Origin of the sequence: Bartonella sp. AC70YNML, assembly GCF_042196545.1 — a bacterium.
Taxonomy (GTDB): Bacteria; Pseudomonadota; Alphaproteobacteria; order Rhizobiales; family Rhizobiaceae; genus Bartonella.
In genome coordinates, this window is record NZ_JBHIQK010000009.1 from 62,250 (window position 1) to 84,143 (window position 21,894).

20 protein-coding genes, 1 tRNA gene and 1 pseudogene are annotated in these 21,894 nt (G+C 34.4%); 12 read left to right on the forward strand and 10 right to left on the reverse strand.

Annotated elements, in window-relative coordinates:
* Positions 1 to 30: 30 nt before the first annotated feature.
* The gene (locus tag ACFIMU_RS06960) at positions 31 to 687 is read right to left on the reverse strand and encodes a hypothetical protein (protein WP_375696937.1); all 657 of its coding nucleotides are present in this window, start codon (positions 685 to 687) and stop codon (positions 31 to 33) included.
* Between the two features lie 10 nt (positions 688 to 697).
* Complete coding sequence (locus ACFIMU_RS06965) at positions 698 to 1,360, reverse strand: hypothetical protein (protein WP_375696938.1); 663 nt, start codon at positions 1,358 to 1,360, stop codon at positions 698 to 700.
* A gap of 1,225 nt (positions 1,361 to 2,585) precedes the next feature.
* Between ACFIMU_RS06965 and waaA the strand changes: the two genes are divergently transcribed.
* Together waaA and lpxK are read left to right on the forward strand one after the other, a co-directional pair.
* On the forward strand, positions 2,586 to 3,908 hold the full coding sequence (gene waaA / locus ACFIMU_RS06970; protein ID WP_375686726.1) for a lipid IV(A) 3-deoxy-D-manno-octulosonic acid transferase: 1,323 nt from the start codon (positions 2,586 to 2,588) through the stop codon (positions 3,906 to 3,908).
* The gene (lpxK, locus tag ACFIMU_RS06975) at positions 3,898 to 4,938 is read left to right on the forward strand and encodes a tetraacyldisaccharide 4'-kinase (RefSeq protein ID WP_375609205.1); all 1,041 of its coding nucleotides are present in this window, start codon (positions 3,898 to 3,900) and stop codon (positions 4,936 to 4,938) included. Before waaA ends, lpxK begins: the two co-directional genes overlap by 11 nt.
* 19 nt (positions 4,939 to 4,957) lie before the next feature.
* On the opposite strand, the gene ACFIMU_RS06980 is transcribed toward lpxK, so the two are convergent.
* Positions 4,958 to 5,194, reverse strand: a complete 237-nt coding sequence (locus ACFIMU_RS06980; RefSeq protein ID WP_375608064.1) for a DUF2093 domain-containing protein — start codon at positions 5,192 to 5,194, stop codon at positions 4,958 to 4,960.
* 109 nt (positions 5,195 to 5,303) lie between these two features.
* Entirely contained in the window at positions 5,304 to 7,157 is a 1,854-nt protein-coding gene (mutL, locus tag ACFIMU_RS06985) for a DNA mismatch repair endonuclease MutL (protein ID WP_375608065.1), read from the reverse strand.
* Between the two features lie 280 nt (positions 7,158 to 7,437).
* Between mutL and ACFIMU_RS06990 the strand changes: the two genes are divergently transcribed.
* Together ACFIMU_RS06990 and lldD are read left to right on the forward strand one after the other, a co-directional pair.
* Positions 7,438 to 8,526: a 2'-deoxycytidine 5'-triphosphate deaminase gene (locus tag ACFIMU_RS06990; protein ID WP_375607382.1), complete on the forward strand. Its 1,089-nt coding sequence runs from the start codon at positions 7,438 to 7,440 to the stop codon at positions 8,524 to 8,526.
* A 1,023-nt stretch (positions 8,527 to 9,549) separates the two neighbouring features.
* Positions 9,550 to 10,701 carry an FMN-dependent L-lactate dehydrogenase LldD gene (gene lldD, locus ACFIMU_RS06995; protein WP_375696939.1) on the forward strand — a complete coding sequence of 384 codons (1,152 nt, stop codon included), beginning with the start codon at positions 9,550 to 9,552 and terminating at the stop codon, positions 10,699 to 10,701.
* 1,074 nt (positions 10,702 to 11,775) lie between these two features.
* Here the strand turns inward: lldD and ACFIMU_RS07000 are convergent.
* On the reverse strand, positions 11,776 to 11,898 hold the full coding sequence (locus ACFIMU_RS07000) for a hypothetical protein (protein ID WP_375607384.1): 123 nt from the start codon (positions 11,896 to 11,898) through the stop codon (positions 11,776 to 11,778).
* A gap of 429 nt (positions 11,899 to 12,327) precedes the next feature.
* Here ACFIMU_RS07000 and ACFIMU_RS07005 point away from each other — a divergent pair, with 429 nt between their 5' ends.
* Together ACFIMU_RS07005 and ACFIMU_RS07010 are read left to right on the forward strand one after the other, a co-directional pair.
* Positions 12,328 to 12,492 carry a hypothetical protein gene (locus tag ACFIMU_RS07005; protein WP_375607385.1) on the forward strand — a complete coding sequence of 55 codons (165 nt, stop codon included), beginning with the start codon at positions 12,328 to 12,330 and terminating at the stop codon, positions 12,490 to 12,492.
* Positions 12,493 to 12,792, forward strand: coding sequence for a hypothetical protein (locus ACFIMU_RS07010; RefSeq protein ID WP_375696940.1), 300 nt, complete (start codon positions 12,493 to 12,495; stop codon positions 12,790 to 12,792).
* A gap of 1,528 nt (positions 12,793 to 14,320) precedes the next feature.
* Here ACFIMU_RS07010 and ACFIMU_RS07015 read toward each other — a convergent pair.
* The 3 genes from ACFIMU_RS07015 to ACFIMU_RS07025 are packed head-to-tail and all read right to left on the reverse strand — an operon-like array spanning position 14,321 to position 15,355.
* A complete protein-coding gene (locus ACFIMU_RS07015; protein ID WP_375607387.1) occupies positions 14,321 to 14,536 on the reverse strand; it encodes a hypothetical protein in 216 nt (71 codons plus the stop codon).
* On the reverse strand, positions 14,469 to 14,696 hold the full coding sequence (locus ACFIMU_RS07020) for a hypothetical protein (protein WP_375607388.1): 228 nt from the start codon (positions 14,694 to 14,696) through the stop codon (positions 14,469 to 14,471). The genes ACFIMU_RS07015 and ACFIMU_RS07020 overlap by 68 nt, the downstream gene beginning before the upstream one ends.
* Entirely contained in the window at positions 14,693 to 15,355 is a 663-nt protein-coding gene (locus tag ACFIMU_RS07025) for a lysozyme (RefSeq protein ID WP_375618609.1), read from the reverse strand. Before ACFIMU_RS07025 ends, ACFIMU_RS07020 begins: the two co-directional genes overlap by 4 nt.
* A gap of 1,031 nt (positions 15,356 to 16,386) precedes the next feature.
* Between ACFIMU_RS07025 and ACFIMU_RS07030 the strand changes: the two are divergent.
* Positions 16,387 to 16,587, forward strand: a pseudogene (locus tag ACFIMU_RS07030) (helix-turn-helix transcriptional regulator).
* An 83-nt stretch (positions 16,588 to 16,670) separates the two neighbouring features.
* Here the strand turns inward: ACFIMU_RS07030 and ACFIMU_RS07035 are convergent.
* Positions 16,671 to 16,746: transfer RNA gene (locus ACFIMU_RS07035), tRNA-Thr, on the reverse strand.
* 489 nt (positions 16,747 to 17,235) lie between these two features.
* Between ACFIMU_RS07035 and ACFIMU_RS07040 the strand changes: the two genes are divergently transcribed.
* Entirely contained in the window at positions 17,236 to 17,298 is a 63-nt protein-coding gene (locus ACFIMU_RS07040) for a hypothetical protein (protein WP_375607396.1), read from the forward strand.
* A 605-nt stretch (positions 17,299 to 17,903) separates the two neighbouring features.
* Here ACFIMU_RS07040 and ACFIMU_RS07045 read toward each other — a convergent pair.
* Positions 17,904 to 18,236 carry a hypothetical protein gene (locus ACFIMU_RS07045; RefSeq protein ID WP_375607390.1) on the reverse strand — a complete coding sequence of 111 codons (333 nt, stop codon included), beginning with the start codon at positions 18,234 to 18,236 and terminating at the stop codon, positions 17,904 to 17,906.
* A 164-nt stretch (positions 18,237 to 18,400) separates the two neighbouring features.
* On the opposite strand from ACFIMU_RS07045, the gene ACFIMU_RS07050 reads away from it, so the two are divergent.
* Genes ACFIMU_RS07050 through ACFIMU_RS07065 form a run of 4 tightly spaced genes read left to right on the forward strand, consistent with a single transcriptional unit; the run spans position 18,401 to position 21,756 of the window.
* Positions 18,401 to 19,828, forward strand: a complete 1,428-nt coding sequence (locus ACFIMU_RS07050; RefSeq protein WP_375607397.1) for an amino acid permease — start codon at positions 18,401 to 18,403, stop codon at positions 19,826 to 19,828.
* A 40-nt stretch (positions 19,829 to 19,868) separates the two neighbouring features.
* Positions 19,869 to 20,549, forward strand: coding sequence for an energy-coupling factor ABC transporter ATP-binding protein (locus ACFIMU_RS07055; RefSeq protein WP_375607391.1), 681 nt, complete (start codon positions 19,869 to 19,871; stop codon positions 20,547 to 20,549).
* Entirely contained in the window at positions 20,546 to 21,202 is a 657-nt protein-coding gene (locus tag ACFIMU_RS07060; protein WP_375607392.1) for an energy-coupling factor transporter transmembrane component T family protein, read from the forward strand. The genes ACFIMU_RS07055 and ACFIMU_RS07060 overlap by 4 nt, the downstream gene beginning before the upstream one ends.
* Positions 21,199 to 21,756 carry a biotin transporter BioY gene (locus ACFIMU_RS07065; RefSeq protein WP_375607393.1) on the forward strand — a complete coding sequence of 186 codons (558 nt, stop codon included), beginning with the start codon at positions 21,199 to 21,201 and terminating at the stop codon, positions 21,754 to 21,756. The genes ACFIMU_RS07060 and ACFIMU_RS07065 overlap by 4 nt, the downstream gene beginning before the upstream one ends.
* Positions 21,757 to 21,894: the final 138 nt, after the last annotated feature.

Consider the following 21,894-nt stretch of genomic DNA (forward strand, 5'->3'; position numbering starts at 1 on the left):
TATAGTGCGAAACGAGTTCACCAATATTACTTATTTGAAATTACTTATTTGAAATTTTTCAAATACCAGTTTGCTATCCAATAAGAAGGCACATAGCATAGTAGAGAGACCATACATATACTGCACGGGGAAATAACACAATGAGCAATCTTCATTACTTAGTCCAAGAGATTGGCTCACCGCGAGGGCATTCTCAATCAGAATATTTTCATGATATTGAATCAACTTGGGCTTACTGGTTGTTCTGGAGGTACAAAAATAGAAATGCGCGCACGGATATGCTGTAAAATCAGCCAGATTTTCGTTCACAGTTGAAAAACAGTGATCAAACGCGATATTAATCCGGTGACTGATGATACTAATATTCCTAACTTCATGGCTTATTACAACAGCCGCAATGCAATTGGCATCAACCAGCATATCAACAATGTCTAAATCATGAATACTGACGATCCAAGCTTTCAATTTTAGCACAGACGCAACAAAATAGCTGATTAGACCTTCGAAATTATTTCTAATCACAAAAACAAACAACTTATTTTTCTCCTTTTGCGGGCGATCACGAAAATATCTAACTACGGTATCTGCACACCCTTTTGTCATCATGGTGACATCCTCTGCCGAATAATGACTGTGATGACAAATCACTTGCCAGTTTCTTTCTAATAAAGAATATATTGTTAGCATGAGGTGTCCCTTACAGATATTGTGGATTCCCTAAAACCAAGCTGCTTGCGCCACCACCCATACCAAAAGAGTTTTTCAATGCGTATTTAAGCGGTCGGTACTGATGCTCCCTCACAAGCGCAATGCCAGCAGGCAATTGAGGATCGATTTCATCACAATTCAAAATTTTGGGCAAAACATTGTTCCGAAAAGAAACCAGTACACCCAAAATTTCCATCGCACCGGCAGCAGTAATCAGATGCCCGTGCCAAGATTTTGTCGCCACAATCGCCGGGTTGTGCGCGCCAAAAACCGTTCTGATTGCACTGGCTTCGTGCTGATCATTTTGTACTGTCGATGTCCCATGTGTATTCACAAAATCAATAGCGGTACGGTCAACATCCGTATATTCGATGGCCCGCTCCATCGACAGTTGCATTTCGAGATCATCTTTATGCGGCGCTACAATATGCTGTGCGCAAAGTGCACCGCCGTAACCCAATAAATAGGCCAATGGCTCACGCTGCCGCGCCAGTACGTTAGATAATTTTTCAATAACGAACAGACCTGCGCTCTCCGCTAAAACAAATCCGCTGCGATGCCGGTCAAAAGGCCGCGAATGCCGTGGTCCACAGTAGTTTTGATCAGTCGATATCACTCCCATTTCTTCTAATCGCGCAAGGTATAAATCCATTATTGCACCACCATCTTTACGCTTAATAAAAATGCAAGACAGTTTCTATCAACCTATTTACAACAGCAATATTATCATGACAGCTATCACTCGAAGTTTATGATTATATTGTGAATAGTCACTCTGCTTTTGAATGAGGTATGAGACACTAATGCGTTAAGATTAATAAAAAGAGTAGCATTATTAATGATACCAATTACTACTCTGTTGAGATTATTAGCACTCGTTATTTATCTATTGGAACTTTTTCAACGAGTTATTACTATAAGCTTAGAAACCATGAAAGTCGTTAGAAACTTTATCAAAATTAGAAACTTAGAGAAACTGGATAGATTTATGAAGTTAACTTACCTCATAAGGGTTTCTTGAGTACTCATTTAAAACTACAATCTATAAGTTAATCATTTTGTGTTGATGATATACAATCTTAAAAGGAATAATATATCATGCGACCTCCTGAAAAGAGAGGATTTAAAATTTTGAACATTCTTATTTAAATTGCTTTAAGACTTTTAAGAAATTCTTTATTAAACGAGATTAGATTTTTCTGGATTACCTTTAAGAGATTATATCACAATTTAAAATGAAGACTCTATACTATTCAAAAGTTTTTTAAGATTAGTTTGACATATTCATTTTATTAAAATGAAATAATAGAGATTGAGCTTCCTTTTAAACACATTTTATTTGTTGTATTTATATTAGGTTGTAATGTCTATATGGGCTATTTTTTGAAAAATTGACAATACCTAACATATGTAAAAATAAGCTTTTTCTCTAAAATACCAACGTGCAAAATTCAAAGTCTCACTAAAATCATAAGAAGTATTTATTCAGTGAGTTGAAAAAATTGATACAATCTATGTCATAGGTTTATCATTTATATTTTCAAAATTATAATCAACTGAATTGTAGTTTTGTTATTTTTGAGTAAATTTTTTATAGGGTGCAAATTGAAATGATAAATCGATATAATTGAAAAAACTTCATTAAAGGGAATTCAAATAATGTGTATATGTTATTCTTATAGGAAGATTTTTGAAAAAACGTGGGATAAAATTACGTTTCTTTTTTCTTTGTGTATTGAGTTTTCTCATGGCGGAAGCGTTTTTTATCCAAGATACGTGTGGTATTTAAAATAATTGATGCACCCAATAGTGTTGATGAATTTTTTAACAAAATAAGTATATAGATATCTTAAAATAGCTGGATGAGGTGATTTTAAATGGTAGAATTAAAGGCACATGCGGCTCTTTTAACCTATCGAATAATTGGTTTTTGCTTATGTCCTGTTATTCCTTTTTATTTATTTTTTCGTTCTATCCGTGGAAAAGAAGAGTGGTGTCGCAAAAAAGAGCGTTTAGGCAAAAGTTCTCATGCCCGTCCCCAAGGTTCGTTAGTTTGGTTGCATGCAGCAAGTGTTGGAGAAACACTTGCGCTTGTTCCACTTATTGATTATATTTTATCATTAAAAATCAATGTGTTATTAACAACTGGGACGGTGACATCTTCCACTCTTGTAAAAAAACATTTTGGTCATCGGTTGATTCATCAATATGCTCCTTTGGATTTAGATTTTGCAGTGCGCCGTTTTATTCGTCATTGGAAGCCTGATCTCGTCTTAATTTGTGAATCAGAAATTTGGCCTCTTCGTATTAAAGAACTTGCAAAAATGCGTATTCCGCAGATTTTGGTTAATGCCCATATGTCTGAACGTTCTTTTAAAGCTTGGCAAAAACGACGTGTTCTTGCCAAACATATTTTTAAGGATATTGATTTGGCGATTGGTCAAAATGAAAGAGATGTAGCTTATTACCATACACTTGGCGTAAAATCTGTTACGTTTTCTGGTAATCTCAAGGCTGATGTTTTTCTGGTTGAAAATCAAGAATTGCTTGCACGTTATCGTAATGCTATCGGCAATCGCCCAGTTTGGGCTGCTGTTTCAACGCATGAAGGGGAAGAGGAGATTGCTTTTGAGGTCCATAAAATTGTTAAAAATTATTTGCCAGATTTATTAACAATTATTGTGCCTCGTCATCCTGAACGTTCAGAAGATCTTATCAGAAAATGCGATAATAAGGGGTTAAGTTTTATTCGTAGGAGTAGAGATGCTGTTCCAAACATGAATACCGATATTTTATGGGGAGATACCATTGGAGAAATGGGACTTTTTCTTCGCTTATCGAAAGTTTCTTTCGTTGGTAAATCGTTATGTGGAAATGGTGGACACAATCCATTGGAATTGGCTTTGCTTGGTTCCGCTATTTTGACAGGGCCCCATGTTTCAAATTTTCAAGAGATGTTCAAACAATTTCTAACACATGATGCGGCATATATGGTTCAAGATACAAAACAGCTTGCTATTCAGGTGTATAAGCTTTTAACAAATGAAACATTGCGGCAAGAAATGGTTGATAAGGCTCATGAAGTGGCGACAGGTATGGCAGGTGCATTTGAGCGCACATTAAAGATTTTAGATCCATTTTTACAACCCCTTGTAATACAAACAGGTTTACGTCAGCGTCAGGGTAGATATGCATATTAGCGCCCCTCGTTTTTGGTGGAAAAATAAAAGCTTTTTGCGTTTTGTGTTAGCTCCAGTTTCATGGGGGTATGGTTATTTTTCAAGTCGTTTTATGACAAGACAGCCTCCCGTGATTGATCTGCCAGTTTTGTGTATTGGAAATTTTACATGTGGCGGTGCGGGTAAAACGCCGGTTGTTATTGCTTTTACAAAAGTGGCTAAAGAACTTGGTTTTGTACCTGGTATTGTATCTCGTGGTTATGGTGGATCAGTTAAAGGGGTACATCTTGTAAATGAGAAATATGATACTCCATATAGTGTCGGAGATGAGGCACTTTTACTTGCACAGCATGCTTTTGTAGCTGTATCACCTAATCGTTATGCAGCAGCACAACGGCTTAAACAAGAGGGATGTAATCTTATTTTAATGGATGACGGATTTCAAAGTCGCCGTCTTTATATGGATTATGCGTTACTCGTTGTTGATGCGATGCGCGGTTTTGGTAATGGAGCTGTCTTTCCAGCAGGACCTTTGCGCGTACCATTAAAAACGCAGTTTTCTTTTATGGATAGTGTTTTATTGATTGGTCATTCCGATGCGCCTGATAATGTCGCTTTTCTTGTTTCGCGTACTGGAAAGCCTTTATATCGTGCTCATCTTAAAGCCAGTGCCTCTGATGAGGTTTCAGGAAAATCATTTTTGGCATTTGCTGGTATTGGCAATCCAGATAAATTTTTTAAATCTATTAAAGAATTGTCCGGTCATGTGGTGCAAACTTACATATATCCAGACCACTATTTTTTCACAGATAAAAATTTAAAAAGCCTTATACAAAAGGCTAAAATGCACAATTTATGGCTAGCAACAACAGCTAAAGATTATATCCGTATACAGACAATTCACACGCAAAAAGGTTTGAAAAATCTTATTGTCTTTGATGTGAATGTCGATTTTGTTCAAAAAGACTTCTGTCGTATGGTCCTTGAAGAGGTCATGACCCGCTTTAGAAAACGTTCCCTTGAATTTTCTTGTCTAAAAGGCAAAGGCTAAATTTGTAGCTTTCGAGGGGTTATTTTTCTTTTGTTTTTAATAATTGCTTGAGATATGGGTTGCACTCAAGTTCACGCTGATAGGATATTTCACAACTAGCATATGCTTCTTGGCGGTGATGATTCCAATATTTTAAATCATCTATAGGGATTTTTTGCCCGCTAACAGCACAAATGGTATAGGTACCATATTCTATAATGTCATATCCGTTATTAGAATAATGAATTTTTGCTTCACGTTCACCATTGGGAAACATTATAACTCCTTTTTACTTGATACAAGAGATTCAAGAAAAGTGCCATAAAATATATTATAAAGTCGAGAGTTAATTTTAAAATATTTTTCTTGTAAAAATGATGAAGAGCTTATTTTCTGCCAAAAAGCCGTTCTATATCTGCCAATTTGAGTTCAATATAAGTAGGGCGTCCATGATTACATGTACTTGTATTAGGTATTGCCTCCATTTGTCGTAATAGTGTGTTCATTTCTTCGGGGCGTAAAAGGCGCCCTGACCGTATTGAGCCGTGACAGGCCATCGTTGCTGCAACATAATCAAGCATTGCTTTTAAATTGTTTGTTGTATCATACTCAGCGGCTTCATCTGCAAGATCTTTAATAAGAGCTTGGACGTTGATCTCTCCTAACATGGAAGGGGTTTCACGCACAACAATTGCTCCTGGTCCAAATGATTCTATTCCTAATCCAAATTTTTGCAAAGCATCTTTATGCGTTAAAAGGCATGTTGCATCCTCTTCAGAGAGTTCTACAATTTCAGGAATAAGTAATAACTGTGAAGGAAGTGGTTTGGAATAAAGTGCATTTTTGAGTGCTTCATAAACTAATCGTTCATGAGCTGCATGCTGATCGACAATGATCAAACTATCTTGTGTTTGGGCGATAATATAGTTTTTATGAATTTGTGCTCTGGCCGCTCCTAGTGGATAAGATAACTCTTCTGATGAAGGTATAGTGCTTGGAATGTATGCATCTCCACTTGGTATATTTAAGCCCTCCATAATAGGAGTAGCATCTTCTTTTAAATCAAAAGAGCTAGTAATATCTAGGGGTTTGTGAACCATTGAAGCGCTGGTAAAATGATGAGGCTGTGGGTTATAAGAAGAGAACAGGTGCGTGTTCTTAAAATTGCCTAATGGTTGTTGTGCCAATGGTTGTTGTGTTTGAAATGCAGTAAGCATTGCTTCAGAACGGGTTGAAGTTGGACGAATACCAGATTGCTGCAATGCTTCACGAATAGCTCCAACAATTAAACCACGAATTAATCCTGGATCACGGAATCGTACATCAGCTTTAGCTGGGTGAACATTAACATCTACTTCAGCAGGTGGGAGATCAATAAAAAGAATAGCGACAGGATAACGATCACGGGGCATAACATCAGCATAAGCACCTCGGAGTGCACTCCATAGAAATTTATCACGCACGGGACGCCCATTAACATAAGCAAATTGATGTAGGCTGTTATTTCGGTTAAAAGATGGCAAGCAAGCAAAACCTGTTAAGCGCACTGCTTCGCGTTCAGCATTCAGTGCAATGCTATTAGGGGCGAATTCCTTTCCCATAATTTGCGTAATACGTTGTAATTGTCCTTGAGTATTATTTTCTGTAGCAGACAGTTCTATAGAAGTTCTGTCTAGTCCTGAAAGAGAAAAGCGGATATGTGGAAATGCGATAGCAATTCGCTTAATCATATCGCTAATAGCATTTGTTTCAGCCCGATCAGTTTTCATAAATTTTAATCGTGCCGGTGTGACAAAGAAAAGATCACGAACTTCAACAATTGTTCCAGGATTTGCAGCAGCTGGCTTGGGACCTACAATTTTTCCTGCAGTAACGGAAATTTCAGCAGCGCTCTCAGCATTTTTTGTTCGTGAAGTGAGTTTAAGTTTTGCAACAGAACCAATAGAGGGGAGGGCTTCTCCTCTAAACCCAAGGAAGCAGATATTGTGTACATCATCGGTAATCTTTGAGGTACAATGACGAGAAACTGCTAGAGTTAACTGATCTGCAGGAATCCCACAACCATTATCACTAACTTTGATAAAATTTTTTCCACCATTTGCTGTAATGATTTCAATGCGCGTTGCATCAGCATCAATAGCGTTTTCAACAAGTTCTTTGACAACATTTGCTGGTCGTTCAATAACTTCACCAGCGGCGATTTGATTAATAATATTTTCGCTAAGATGGCGTATAATCATAATAAATTCTAACAGGAATCTTAAGGGTTTATAAGAAATTATGATAACACCATTTGCGCGACATTCAAGAATAAGAGAGCATGAAAATATTATTTTTACAATACCTCTTGTTTACTTTTAAAGAGAGGCAAAATGTTCTTCATTATTCAAAGTATTTTATTTTATGTTAACAAATCAGTTTGAAAAAACAAAAAAATAGTTTTTATCACCTTAAAAATGGCTTGCACCAACGGATCATCTAGGTCAAAAAGAAATACAGTAAAAAGGGAAGGCAATATATATGGCGCGTATAAGCGGTATTTTAGCAGATAGTGATATACAAGCTTTGATTGATAATAACTTTCTCAAGGCTCAGTATCCATTTGATAGATCTCAAATACAACCAGCAAGCCTTGATCTTCGTTTAGGGGAGAAAGCTTATCGTATACGTGCTTCTTTTATGCCGGGTTCTGATGCAAAAGTTTTGGATAAGCTTGAACGGTTAAAGTTGCATGAGTTTGATTTACAAGACGGAGCCGTTTTAGAAACGGGGTGTGTTTATATTGTTCCTCTTTTGGAAACTTTAGCTTTACCAGAATTTTTATCTGCTGTTGCCAATCCCAAAAGTTCCACGGGGCGGTTAGATGTTTTTACACGTGTCATTACGGATAATGCTCAGGAATTTGATAAAATTTGTGCTGGTTATCATGGTCCACTTTATTTGGAAGTTAGTCCACGAACATTTCCAATTTTGGTGCGTACTGGCTCACATTTATCACAGCTTCGGTTTAGAAAAGGGCAAAGTTATTTAAATGAAATTGAGTTGCACACTTTGCAAAGGCAAGAAACACTGATATCGGAGGATCTTCCTAATATTAGTGCTGATGGTATTGGACTTTCCATTAATTTAAAGGGAGATGAAAACGGGCTTATAGGTTATCGTGGTAAACATCATACAAGCGTTATTGATATTGATAAACGCGCCGTTGCTCACGTTTTAGATTTTTGGGAACCTCTTTTTGATCGAGATCACAGAGAGCTAGTTCTTGATCCTGATGAGTTTTACATTTTAGTTTCACGAGAGTCTGTTCATGTGCCTCCGCTTTATGCCGCAGAAATGACTCCTTTTGATCCTTTAGTTGGTGAGTTTAGGGTGCACTATGCAGGCTTTTTTGATCCAGGATTTGGGCATATGGAAGCGGGTGGAAAAGGAGCAAGAGCGGTTTTAGAAGTGCGAAGCCATGAAGTTCCTTTTATCTTAGAGCATGGCCAAATGATTGGTCGTTTGGTCTATGAACATATGCTTAATCGGCCCTCAACCCTTTATGGACATGATGTTGGATCACATTATCAAGCACAGGGTTTAAAGTTGTCTAAGCATTTTAAATGAGTTGGAAACCACAAATTTTGATAACATGTACGCAGGAAATATATTGTGAATAAAAGAAAAGTTTTTGTTCTTTAAAAAACCGGCGCCATGCATTTTCCAAGATTAGGGCTTTGTATTTGAGAGGATATGAGAGGCATTTTTATTTCTTTTTTCAAGAGATTCTATCTATACGAACTCCATTTATGATTGTGCAAAAGAATAGTTTTGATTATTTCATCATGACAAAATTTACAATGAAAGAAATTTACTATATTCAATATGTTATTCATATTTACTATTATAATAAATCAATAGGTTACTAAAATTCAATAGAGCTAATAAATAAATTTTTACTCCAGTTTAGTAACAATTATTTTCAATAAACATTGTTCTAATTTTAGTAACTCATTTATAGCCTCAAGATATAATATTGCTAGAAAATTATTCAATTAAATATGAATAGTTTCTATTGGTATGAACATTAAAAGTTTTTATGCTTTATGTGCATTAGGCACTATATATTTTTATAAACTTTTATGAATAAGTAAAATATCTCAATTTTGAATATTGATATACGAAGATTTCTGCATGTATGCGACAGCTTTATTTCCAGTATTAATAAAGGATTTTTTCATCTTTTTGGGGGGGATGATTTATACTTAATGACACTCTATATTCTTAATAACTGATAATGTAAGGATCTTTGGGGAGAGACGCGACTTTAAATTATAACTAATTAAGCTACGGAGCAATCGCTTTCGAAGAGGGATTGCTTTAAAGAGAGTATAACATTTTAATTGCACATGAAGAATATATGAGTAGATACGTTATTAATGATACTTCATACTGTGAGATTTTAAATTTGGATAAGAGCAATAAAGACGTTGTTTTTATCAATTAGTTTTTTTAGAAAGTTGCAGTCTCTGTTGCTTCTATCTATTCAATAGAGTGCTTTGGGAGAATAGCGAATAGGTAGGTACATGGATTCGCTTTTATGCGTTTTAGGATGTTTTCTCTTTTCATTTAGGAATAATGGTGCCATCAATGATTATTTCTTCAACACTTGATTATCGTAAGGCAGCAAAGCGTCGTCTTCCTCCCTTTCTTTTTCACTATATTGATGGTGGGGCTTATGCTGAAGAAACGATGCGACGTAATTGTACAGATCTTCAAGCACTTGCACTGTGTCAAAGGATTCTATGCCACGTTGGTGAAGTTGATCTTTCAATCAAGCTTTTTGATCAGACACTTGGTCTACCGATTGTGCTCGCACCTGTTGGGCTAACGGGCATGTATGCACGTCGTGGAGAGGTAAAAGCAGCGCGTGCTGCAGTGGCAAAAGGGATTCCTTTTACACTATCCTCTGTTTCAGTTTGTCCTATTGCGGAAGTGCAAGAAGCGATTGGAGGTGCATTTTGGTTTCAACTTTATGTTCTCAAAGATCGCGGTTTCATGCGTGATGCACTAGAACGGGCTTGGTTGGCTGGTGTACGCACGTTGGTTTTTACAGTTGATATGCCAATTCCTGGTGCACGTTATCGTGATGCGCATTCGGGTATGTCTGGTCCTTATGCTGGTTTACGTCGTTTTTTACAAGCTTTGACTCATCCATATTGGGCTTGGAACGTTGGTGTTATGGGGCGCCCTCATGATCTTGGAAATGTTTCCATTTATCTCAAAAAGAAGATTGCATTGGATGATTATGTTGGTTGGCTTGGTGCAAATTTTGATCCCTCAATTGGTTGGCATGATCTACAATGGATTCGCGATTTTTGGAAAGGAAAAATGATTTTGAAAGGTATTCTTGATCCAGAAGATGCGCGAGAAGCCGTACGATTTGGTGCTGATGGTATTGTTGTTTCCAATCACGGTGGACGCCAGCTTGATGGTGTATTATCAACAGCACGAGCGTTGCCTGAAATTGCAGATGCTGTAAAGGATCATTTGACTATTTTAGCGGATTCTGGTGTTCGTTCTGGTCTTGATGTTGTACGCATGATAGCACAAGGTGCGGATGCTGTTATGATTGGCCGTGCTTTTGTTTATGCGCTTGCAGCAGCAGGTAAGAAAGGTGTTATGCATCTCCTTGATCTTTTTGCCAATGAAATGCGGGTAGCTATGACACTGACTGGTACTCAGACAATCAAAGATATTACACGCAAGAGTTTAGTAAATATAGATGTTTTTAAGCAATGAAAGAAATAAGTTATACTTCTTTCAGAAAAAGAAAGTATTTTTATAGAGGAGCATAATTATATATTTTAAAAATATGTTGACAGTTAAAGTTAAATAGAAAATATCAATAAGCTCCTCTATAAAATCACAGAAAATACTCAGTAACTACAGTAATATTAAATATTAATAATAATAATAAACACGAAAAAAAACAATAATAACATTGCATACATATTTTATTTACTTTATTAAAAGCTCATTCTACGGATAAAAAGGAACAAGCGCTGATATTAAAGGTAAAACAACTGTTGATATAGAAAAAGTAGCTATAAATAATGCTGTGAGCATTTTTCCCTCCTGTATATAAAAAAACATTAAAATATAATATATTAATTACTTCTTTTCCACATTGGCATAAAACGTAAATTTATAAAATCCATTTAGTTTTATTTTAATGTAGAATAATATTAGTTATTATATATAAATAAAACTACTAAAAATGTCAATATGTATTTATTTTAATCTATAATTATAATAAAAATGTATATAATAAATAATATTTCTATAATCTATATATTATTTATATTAAGTTCATTGGATAATATATTATATGGATATGATATTGTTTTTATGGAGTACGTTTTTAAGCAATGAAAAAATATCCGTACTATCTTTAAAAAAGCTCGTTTACTGAGAGAAAAACTGCGTGAATTAATGTGCTTTTCTTTCTTATTTTCTTGCATCCTCAATGATTTATGATGTTTTTGAACTGGCGAGCATATTAGGAAGCAGTTGAATATTTTTTGTATAGTATGTCATTTCTAACACTATTTATGCGTCCTCGATTGATTTTATAACTTGTTAAAATATCCAGTTCGTTTTTATTGCAGATGGGGATGGTGGGGGGGACTAATGATACAAATTGGCATAGAATGTTTTGTTCCATAAGCGATTTAACAATTGCATCTCCAAGTTTCTCCTTTGATACTATGCTCTTCACAGACAACAACAGATTGGTGAGATTGGCATAACTCTAGCACTGATCTATTATCTCAAAGTTGAATTGTTGGCACACTTGTAAGCGTTGGGATAACTTCATGTTTTTTGAAGCTCTTCAGCAACATCAAGACAAATCTGAACAGTTTCTTCAGTAGCAGGTAAGAGAACATCTTTTCCTTTTTTAAACAGAAGTTTTGCTGATATCAATTTTTGAAGCATTTTTATGAATATTCATAACAGAACGCTTTCCTAAACCTATATAAATGGGTACAAGATTACTTAGAGTAGAAAGAATTACAGTTTCCATTTGATCGAATTACTACTCATAAGTAATTGGATAATATTTACTTTATCGCTGAATAAAAAAGAAAAGTTTTTCTCTCTTTAAATAGAGGATGGATTGTCATCTAGCCAATCGGGATAGTTTGCGAGAAATTTGTTCGATGCAAAACGACTTAACATTGCAGTTACTTTTTATCATTTGAAGCTGTGAAAAGAAGGCTAGATAGATGAAAGAATGTAAAAAATGATGGATACATTTTAAGATAAAAAATTATAATTTTGTTAATTCCACACAAGTTGCTGCTGATATTGGTGACAAAAGAAATTCGATCAAAAAAATATCAAAATTATTTGAGGACATTCCTCATGGCATGTAGACTAAACCTTTTTGTTGGTATGAGTGATATTTTCTTTGAACAGAAATTGATTCTATCCCCTGAAATCAGCAATAATCTCTCAGGTTATGTCGTAAACTTTTTAGGGATGTTACAACGCCACTATCGTCCTTTTGTAAAAATGTTAGCATTTTAGATGAGCAGTTGTGAGGAATTTCAACGTTTAATACAGCAAGATCCAGAAACTCTCACGGATTTAGAACGGGCTTCAAGATTTTTATATTTACAGCGATTAAGTTTTAGAGGGAATGTAAATCGTACGATGAGAGTAGAAATCCATCGTAGCGCGCAGGGGCTTAAGCTCTTCCAATTTGAAGGCGTGCTAAAACTTATTTTCCACTGTTTAGCAGGTGTTAGCATTGAACATTTAGACTGGTCTTATTTTATTGTGCGTTATGATCGCCTAAAAATCTTGTTTTATCTTTCACCACTTTAATTGTGGTTTTGAGGGTTATTAAAGAAAAGATTTTTATAAGTGGAAGGATTATCAGCCGATGTCTAAGCTGCTTGTATAAATTAAAAGGGAGTTTTTTGTCTTTAAACAATATGCTAGAAATTCAAAAAACTTTAGTTAACTTCATAAAAGAGGTTACACCATCTTATACAGACTGCTCTGCAAATAACACAATTTCTGGTAAGGAATGGGGCATCACCAATTTTGATTTCTAGAAAAGAAACAATACGTATTAAATAGTCTTTAACTTGCAGACTTTTTGAGAATCCTTTCAGAATCTTTTGAAAAAAGTGAACTGATAGAAGATATTTCTATCAAAATATAAAAACTTTTCTAACAAGTTAGGAATAAATCTAGAAATATATATTAAATATAAAAACAGTGCGATATGCAGGATGTCTGGGCTTTAGAAATAAGAATCAAAGCGTATAAAGATGCATAGAGGTGAGATTGAGACATATCATTTTTATGATTCAATAAAAAATAAAAATTAAATAAAAAATTCTATATCAAAAATTTAAGGTGGTTTAAAAGGTGGACGGGCAATGCATGGAAGGATGAGTGAGAAGGTGAATTAGGGGAGAGTGATTTATAGATTATCAGTATCTTTATAAAAGTATCTTCTCAAGATAAATATTGGGATGAAATAAGATTGTGGTTGAATGTTCGAAAAGATAATACGCGCTCTTAACTTTTCCGTTATACACATCACAATAAACGCCGTGAAAGAAACGGTCCTATTACAAACTTTCTCTAAAAGCAGTACATGAGTTTGCAAGATATTACAGTAATATTTTAAAAGAAGGATTTTATTTCAGGAAAAAATTATCTTAAAATAGTAAAGCAATATTTTTCAAGAAATTGCTAGGCAACTTTTGAAAGTAAAAAAGCTAAGTTAAAAAATAAAAGCAAAAATGGTTGTTGGTTTTCTCAATTGGAGTTGCATGTCATTTCCCATATAGGGAATTTACCTATAGAAAAATTAACAGCCAAGATCATTCACAATGTTTTTCCGCCACTTTAGCATGAAAAAGCAGATAAAGTGCGAAAGTATTTTCCTTATCGTCAACATCATTATTATAATTAGGAAGCTGAAGCAACGTCATTTACAAATCACATAAAAGCCTTACCATTATTCATTATATAGCTCCATAGATTGCTTTTCTTCAAGCATGCAAGCTTCTAGATGTTATTTTTGTTGAAAACAGAACCTTTGTGTATGATCAGTTCTTTGAACGACGATAGTAGTGCAATCCATAAAATCTTTTCTCATCTTCTTTTGATAGGATAACAAAGATGCCCATAGAATACATCAATAGACTCAATCATTTTACACAAACATAATCTGTTGAATCCTTTCGCTTCAACTCAGACATCTCCGTTACTCTAATAAAATCCAATCGATCACCAGAGTGTTTTAACCTTTTAAGTTCTTTTACTTTTAGTCTGAATATATCCACCTTTTTCAAATCGTTTCATTAATTAATGTTTCAGAGGAGTTGTATCTTTATCACTTTATTTTCCGTTTATCTCTCCAACCACATAAACGTTCACCTTGTTCGTTATGTTTTAAAATATCTCTCGCCAAATTTGAACTAATGACATTGATATCTTGTCGATTCAAATAAATTGGCAGCCATCCAATACAAGAAGTTCGTTCATTCGTCGCGCAACCAGCTAGAAAGCTTAGTGCGCACATCAGCATCACTTTTCTTATTAATTTCATTTTCTACCTCAAGCCGTGTTGTCGCTATCTTGAAATCTTCTTTTGTTTGCTTTTGCTTCTCAATTTTTTTCCCAAGAAAAAAGGCTTTGACTAAAGCTATAAGAAAAGCTGCTATGAGCGCTGACGTCATTGTCAGATATTTTTTTATCCATAAAATCATAGGCGGTGTTCCTGAAAACGTTTAGCAATGTATATCATAGCTGTACAAGCAGCTAAAACCATAATGCCTGCTAGAACCCATTGAACAGGACCATTTCCTGCAAAAAGACCTCCAAGCCCTGAAAAAGAACCTATGATTGGTGCAAGAGCTTCTACTTTGCAAATACCTGTTACACCTTCTGGTTCTACTACATGATAATTGGGGGCAACATGAGCTCCTTTTGCCCACAATCCTGCTTCGGTTGCTCGGCGATTGACAAGACCTTGGATACGTTTTCCTCCCACTCTTGTCCATTTTTGCAATTCGGTTGGTATCGCTTCATATTCACCTTTATTAAGCTTTTTTAAAAGTGTAGAATTGCGAAATGCTGTGATTCCTACATTATAGCAAAATGATACTAATGCCGCGAATTGTTCATCGTTTAAAGGAACGGTAACGGCTTTTTCAACAACAGCTTCATACTCCCTCAAGTCCTGACGAAGGATTTTTTCAGCTTCTTTTTCCGTAATTTGCATATCTTTGTGAACGCTTGGAGCACCAGCAGCACTTGTATGTCCATAACCAATTGTCCAGACACCACCAGAATCTTCATAAGCTGATAAACGCAAGCCTTCCAATTGCTTAATCAATACAAGCCCTTCTTTTGATATTTTTCGCATTATTTTTACCTATAAAAAACTACACAAAGCAGGATATGAATTAAAAACTTACATCTACTCATTTTTAAGAACAGAACAGCGAAAGGGCATAATAAATTCAAAACATCCATAGTGAATTATTTTAAGATCCATATCATTTTTTGAATAAAGATTATGCTAAATACTATTCATTTTTCAGTAATTGATCTCCATCTAAAGACAATAACTTTATAATAATTCCATTTATAATCAGATAGATTTCACTCATAAATTCTTACAGTTGATCTAGAATGATTTAGAAGAACTTTACTTGAAAAAACTTCAATAATTCCGATGACAAAAAGCACTTTTAATAAAAAATAAGAGACATAATAATTAATGAAATAATTAGGTGTTGATTTTTAAGTAATTTCAAAAGTCATAAATTGCACCACAGAATTTTTTTTATAAAAACAAAAAAACATTATAATTTAACATTATATATCTAAAAATTATCTTAGAATCAATAAAGCGTATACATAACGTGTTATACATATTTAATAAAAAAATCTATAGTTAAATTAACTATTCTTTGTTTTTTCCCCTAATTGCTTAATTCCATTAAAAAGTACCTTTACGAAGGATTTTAAATAAACTGTTACATAACAACATAATGGATATTTCTCCTCTCTTACAGTCTGTTTCCAACTGAAACAATATATTAGTGGAGCATATTCAATATATAGACCAATGGTATTTGATAGTTTTTTTAAGAATATTGTACTGTAATAATTTTGAACAAGTAGTTCGGTTTCATATATTTTCTTTTTCATATGAAGCATTTGGTGGGGCGTTTGGGGTTGGGTCCAATGGTGTCATCTTTGTCTGGTGTTGTATTGGCTACGTTTCCAGCAGCCTCTTAAACAAATCAATCAAGCTATTGAAATCTTTTTAGAGGCAATAGCACAAGAGACACAAAAGATTTTGACAAAAAGCTGCTTGAAAATATAGGAAGTTCTCTCCTCATAGCATCCCAGCCCATTTACATAACATAAAAAATAAAAAGGCAATGGATGATATTTGATGATGGCAATAGATATGTAACAATCCATGAGTGTGCACAGCTTTTTAGTATATCCACAACAACGATTCGCAATTAGATGCTTCAGAGGGGGCCGGAGCCATATAAGCTAGGGTGAGCAGTGAGGTGGAGAAAGAAAGAGGTTTTAGCATTTACTCCAGAGAAAAATACGGAGCAAATAACAACAGATTAGATAAAATTGTATAAATCCTAGAAGGTGGTCTTTAAACAGATAGTTAAATAAAAAATATATATATTTAAACATCTTAAGAAAGGTGGTGCCGCATGCCGGATTCGAACCAGCGACCCCATCATTACGAATGATGTGCTCTACCAACTGAGCTAATGCGGCATAGGTTTGTAAGTCAATGAGACAAAACTAATTTGAGGGTAATAGCTAAAAGTACGTATAAAAGCAAGAATGCATTTTTTCAATAATTTATACATATGATAATAATTTGAAGGAGAAGTATGTAAAAGTCAGAGAAAAGTATTCTTTGACCTTAATGCTATAAAATGCTTTCCAATTTACGATAGCACTTAAATTAAGAAGCTGGGAATGTAGATCTTTAGAATGAAAAATGGTGTTAAGATAACTTAATCAAGATAAAAAACTTTTCTGATTTTTAAGAAAGAAATTTGTTGCATAGAGTGATTGGGAAAATAAAGATCATCATAAACCTTTTATAATGTGCAAATAGATGAGTAGAATTAGTTGAAAAGTTACTTCTCATTTTTATGGGAAGAAGAAGGGAGGAAGATTAATAACATTAATCACGTTTTTTTTATTTAAGGGGAAGTAAAAATCATGTCGGATGAAGATCGGCTGATAGAACTAGAAATGAAGCTAGCTTACCAAGAAAAATTCATTGAGGAACTTTCTCGAGAGGTAACTAATCAATGAAAAAGTTTGGATGAGATATCTAAAAAGTTGATATTTTAGCGAGACGATTTTCAGATTTAAAAGAACAGAGTGTTACTGAAGCTGTTATCTTACCATTTTCTCAATAGGGAGAAGGTGCGAAATATTTTTTATCACAATTGCAATTATTTACAGATGAGTTTTTATTTCACGCATTTTGTTAGACTTGTAGAATAATTTTTATAAGCTTCTTCATTAATTTTAATAAGTTCTAATCTTATAAGGAGTGCTGATATTAGAAGACGTTTTTTATATGGGGTTTCTAGTACGAAAATTAAGAAAAGTTTTTGTAGAGTATAAAGAAGAAGCCATAGAAGAATATATGAACTGCAATATTTTAAGTTTTTTCTGTACAGAGTTTTCTTATAGGTGGGAGGTAGATTTATTCGCTAATTTTTTAAAATTGATACAAATAAAGTGATGTTATCGTTATCTATAGAAATCATAAGTGAGCGCCTATATTTATAATAAAGCGTTTTAATTTGTTCTGATGATCAAGTGATTTTCAGTTGTTTTAATAGAGTGAGGGGGGGTAAGCGACATCGATTATGTTATAGTACACAGAGCTCTAGAAGTTTTTTTCAAGATCAAATGGACTCTTTATTATATGATATTTTGTGAAAAGGCTTTTGTTTTTCGTAATTTAAGATACAAAATACTATTGCTAAAGCCCCAAAGATAGACCATGCGGGTAAATAAGTAAGAGTAATGCAAATTGAGGACAGAAAATCAGGCATTACCTTGCATAGAGATTGATTAAGGTGATAGATATCTGTTTGCAGAAGGTTTGTTAAAATTTTATTAAAGGGGGTTGTTGTCCAATGTGATGTGATTACAGAGTGTGCGTTATCAATGACCAATGCTATAATGGTTAGTGTAACGAAAATGAAGGACATTAATTTAAATAGAGGGTGGAGCATATTTTTTCTTAAAACTTCAACGGGACATACGTATAATGCACAAAAAAATAAGGAGTTGCATTATGATAAGAAAATAAGTTTACGTTTGTTTTGTGTTTTTTGAAAGAGGTGCCTAATTTTTCAATAAAAGTTGAGGTTAAGTTCAACAAAAGTAGTGAGGCATGATGTCTGAAAAAAAGCACGAGGAATTGAAGCGTAGCCTTCAAAATCGCCATATTCAAATGATTGCTTTAGGTGGCGTTATTGGGACAGGACTTTTTTATGGGTCAACCGAGGCAATTCAATTAGCTGGTCCCTCAGTTATTTTATCTTATCTTGTCGGCGGGCTTATTATGTATTTCATTATGCGAATGCTTGGTGAAATGTCAGTAGAAGAACCGTCTTCAGGAGCATTTAGTTTTTTTGCTTATAAATATTGGGGGAGATTAGCTGGTTTCATAACAGGTTGGAATTATTGGTTTCTTTATATTCTTGTGAGCATGGCTGAACTTACAGTGATAGGGTTTTACCTTGATCATTGGACTTTGATTGATCATTGGAAGACATCTTTCATTGTTCTTTTATTTGTTACATTTGTTAATTTGTTTAATGTTCGTTTTTATGGAGAATTTGAATTTGCTTGCGCTTTGATCAAAGTGGCTGCTGTTATTGGTATGATTATTTTTGGAATTTTTCTCATTGTCACTGGACTAGGGGAAAATCAAGCGAATATTCATTATCTTTGGGACCATGGCGGTTTTTTTCCTTATGGAGCAGTAGGGGTTGTTTTAGCAACTTCTGTAGTAATGTTTTCTTTTGGAGGAACGGAGCTTATTGGTATTGCTGCTGGAGAGGCATCTAATCCACAAAAAACAATTCCAGCGGCTATTCGTCAAGTTATGTGGAGGATTATAATTTTTTATATTGGTTCTATCAGTGTTATTATGATAATCAGCCCTTGGAATATGATTGGAAAAAAAGGTAGTCCTTTTGTCACAATTTTCGAGACTATAGGAATTCCTGCTGCTGGTCATATTTTGAATTTTGTGGTGATTATGGCTGCTATTTCTGTTTACAATAGTGGCATTTATTCTAATGGCCGTATGCTTTATAGTTTAGCTGTACAAAAAAATGCACCACATATTTTTAGTAAACTGAGTGCTGCTCGTGTTCCTTATATTGCTATCCTTTTTTCATCATTATGTACGGCGTTGATTGTCGTTGTTAATGCTCTTGTTCCTGATAATAGTTTCATGCGGATCATGGCTCTTGCAACTGCAGCAGCAGTGATTACTTGGGCTATTATTGTTATTGTTCATTTGAAATTTCGCAATGCCCATAAGAACAGAAAGGGTGATTTTATTTATGCGTTTGGTTTATATCCTTACGCTAACTATCTTTGCCTCTGCTTTCTTGCTTTATTATTTTGCATTATGTTTGTCAGTGGTTTTGGGAAAAATGGATTGATGACTCGACTTTTTGATATGATAGGAATAAGCTTGCCTTTTCTTGAAGCATATATTCCTGTACAGATGCCTGATATGAGTTTGGCAGTCATTATTATTCCTCTATGGTGCTTGTTATTACTTTTAGGTTATAAACTGAAACGATAGAGAAAGAAGAGCTAATAAAAGGGATTGATTGGAATAAGCCTTGGGGATTATAAAATTTGATGAGGTAACACAAGTTTTTGGTGATTTGTGTGTTTTAAGAAATATTACTGTACAGCTTACCGAAAGACGAATTGCTATTATAGGTGCGAATGGTTCTGGAAAAAGTACATTTGTTCGCCTTATTAATGGGCTCCAATTACCATCTCATGGCTGTGTAAGCGTTGATGGGCTTGATACAAAACGCGACGCAAAAGCAGTAAAGCGTAAAGTTGGATTTGTTTTTCAGAATCCCGATAATCAGATTGTTTTACCATTAGTTGAAGAGGACTTATCCTTTGGTCTCAAAAATTTAAAGCTTAATAAAGATGAAATTAAGGAGCGTGTAGATGAAATTTTACAGCGCTATGAACTTCAAGATTTCAGAAATCACGCTGTCCATTTATTAAGTGGTGGGCAAAAACAACTCGTTGCTATTTCCAGTGTAGTTGCAATGAAACCAGACTACATTATTTTTGATGAGCCGACGACATTACTTGATTTGCGAAATAAGCATCGCGTTACGCAAGTGATAGAAGAATTACCACAAACGGCAATAGTTGTATCGCATGATTTAGAGTTTTTGAAAAAGTTTGATAGAGTGCTGGTTTTTGATAAGGGGGATATAGCAATTGATGATGTACCTTTTGTTGCTATAAAGGAGTATATAAGAAGAATGTCATGATCGGTTTATATATTCCGAGGGATACATTTATTCATAGGTTAAGTCCTGGAGTTAAGTTATTATTTCTTACGGCCTGTGGAACTTTTATAATAATGGTTTCTTCCATAGCGCTTCTTGGGTTATTTCTATTGTTGGTCATCTTATTCTATAGAGTCGCCAAGATCCCTTTCAAAACTGTGATAAAGCAATTTAAATCGATGGGATTGCTTTTAGTTCTTCTATTTGTATTTCAAACTATTTTTAGCGGTTGGCTTACGGGGGTTGAGGTCATATTACGTCTTGTTATCCTCTTTTCTTTATCATCAGTTATTTCATTCACAACAAAAGTTTCAGATATGGTAGATGCAATTGAAGCAGGCCTCCAGCCCTTTCGTTGTTTTGGTATAAATCCATCAAAAGTGAGTATGGTTATCTCTATGGCGATCAGGTTTATTCCTCTTTTGAGTGAAAAGTTTAATGAGGTACATGAAGCACAGCAAGCAAGGGGACTTAATACTAACATTGTCGCTCTTGCGATACCTTTAATTATACGGACTATAAGAATGGCTTCAGAAGTGGCTGAAGCATTGGAAGCGCGTTCTTATGATGCTGATACTATTGATACAGCATCTCATAATAATAAAAGTTTTTATAATAAAAGAAGAATCAAATGAATACAAAAGATTTAGTTTATATTGCTTTATTTGCCGCTATTTATGCTATTTTGGGCCTTTTCCCTTCTATTTATCTTCCTTTTCTTCTAGGGGTGCCTATTACAGCTCAATCGATGGGACCGATGCTAGCAGGGTCTATACTTGGGGCAAAAAGGGGTGCTTTAGCGTCACTCCTTTTTCTTGTTCTTGTTGCGATTGGATTACCTCTGTTGCCTGGTGGTCGTGGTGGAATAAGTGTCTTTTCAGGAATTGCAAGTGGTTATTTAATAGGTTTTCCATTTGCCGCATTTTTTATTGGTTTAATGGTAGAGTTGTTTTGGCAGCGGTTAAATTTTATAACATTATTTATAATAAATACTTTTGGTGGCATTGGGATAGTTTATTCTTTTGGTGTTCCATGGACAGCGTATATGACCAAAGTTTCTTTACTGAAGGTTTTAATGGCTTCATCAGTTTTTTTGATAGGCGATTGTTTAAAAGTGTTGATTGCATCCTTTATTGCACTCGCGATTAAAAGATCTGTTCCTCTAATTCATTCAAAGCATAATAACTAAAATAAATGCATTATATAATATTCATATATCACTATTATTGAATTTAACTATAGTAATTTATGATGTAATTAAAAATTGTAGAATCTAATATGATTCATATAAGTGATATTATTAAAATAAATTATTATAGTATTTTTC

Coding starts and splice junctions, on each gene's coding strand:
- ACFIMU_RS06960 (WP_375696937.1), bottom strand. CDS start 687: ATGCTAACAATATATTCTTTATTAGAAAGAAACTGGCAAGTGATTTGT.
- ACFIMU_RS06965 (WP_375696938.1), bottom strand. CDS start 1,360: ATGGATTTATACCTTGCGCGATTAGAAGAAATGGGAGTGATATCGACT.
- waaA (WP_375686726.1), top strand. CDS start 2,586: ATGGTAGAATTAAAGGCACATGCGGCTCTTTTAACCTATCGAATAATT.
- lpxK (WP_375609205.1), top strand. CDS start 3,898: ATGCATATTAGCGCCCCTCGTTTTTGGTGGAAAAATAAAAGCTTTTTG.
- ACFIMU_RS06980 (WP_375608064.1), bottom strand. CDS start 5,194: ATGTTTCCCAATGGTGAACGTGAAGCAAAAATTCATTATTCTAATAAC.
- mutL (WP_375608065.1), bottom strand. CDS start 7,157: ATGATTATACGCCATCTTAGCGAAAATATTATTAATCAAATCGCCGCT.
- ACFIMU_RS06990 (WP_375607382.1), top strand. CDS start 7,438: ATGGCGCGTATAAGCGGTATTTTAGCAGATAGTGATATACAAGCTTTG.
- lldD (WP_375696939.1), top strand. CDS start 9,550: ATGATTATTTCTTCAACACTTGATTATCGTAAGGCAGCAAAGCGTCGT.
- ACFIMU_RS07000 (WP_375607384.1), bottom strand. CDS start 11,898: ATGCTTCAAAAATTGATATCAGCAAAACTTCTGTTTAAAAAAGGAAAA.
- ACFIMU_RS07005 (WP_375607385.1), top strand. CDS start 12,328: ATGGCATGTAGACTAAACCTTTTTGTTGGTATGAGTGATATTTTCTTT.
- ACFIMU_RS07010 (WP_375696940.1), top strand. CDS start 12,493: ATGAGCAGTTGTGAGGAATTTCAACGTTTAATACAGCAAGATCCAGAA.
- ACFIMU_RS07015 (WP_375607387.1), bottom strand. CDS start 14,536: ATGAAATTAATAAGAAAAGTGATGCTGATGTGCGCACTAAGCTTTCTA.
- ACFIMU_RS07020 (WP_375607388.1), bottom strand. CDS start 14,696: ATGATTTTATGGATAAAAAAATATCTGACAATGACGTCAGCGCTCATA.
- ACFIMU_RS07025 (WP_375618609.1), bottom strand. CDS start 15,355: ATGCGAAAAATATCAAAAGAAGGGCTTGTATTGATTAAGCAATTGGAA.
- ACFIMU_RS07045 (WP_375607390.1), bottom strand. CDS start 18,236: ATGCTCCACCCTCTATTTAAATTAATGTCCTTCATTTTCGTTACACTA.
- ACFIMU_RS07050 (WP_375607397.1), top strand. CDS start 18,401: ATGTCTGAAAAAAAGCACGAGGAATTGAAGCGTAGCCTTCAAAATCGC.
- ACFIMU_RS07060 (WP_375607392.1), top strand. CDS start 20,546: ATGATCGGTTTATATATTCCGAGGGATACATTTATTCATAGGTTAAGT.
- ACFIMU_RS07065 (WP_375607393.1), top strand. CDS start 21,199: ATGAATACAAAAGATTTAGTTTATATTGCTTTATTTGCCGCTATTTAT.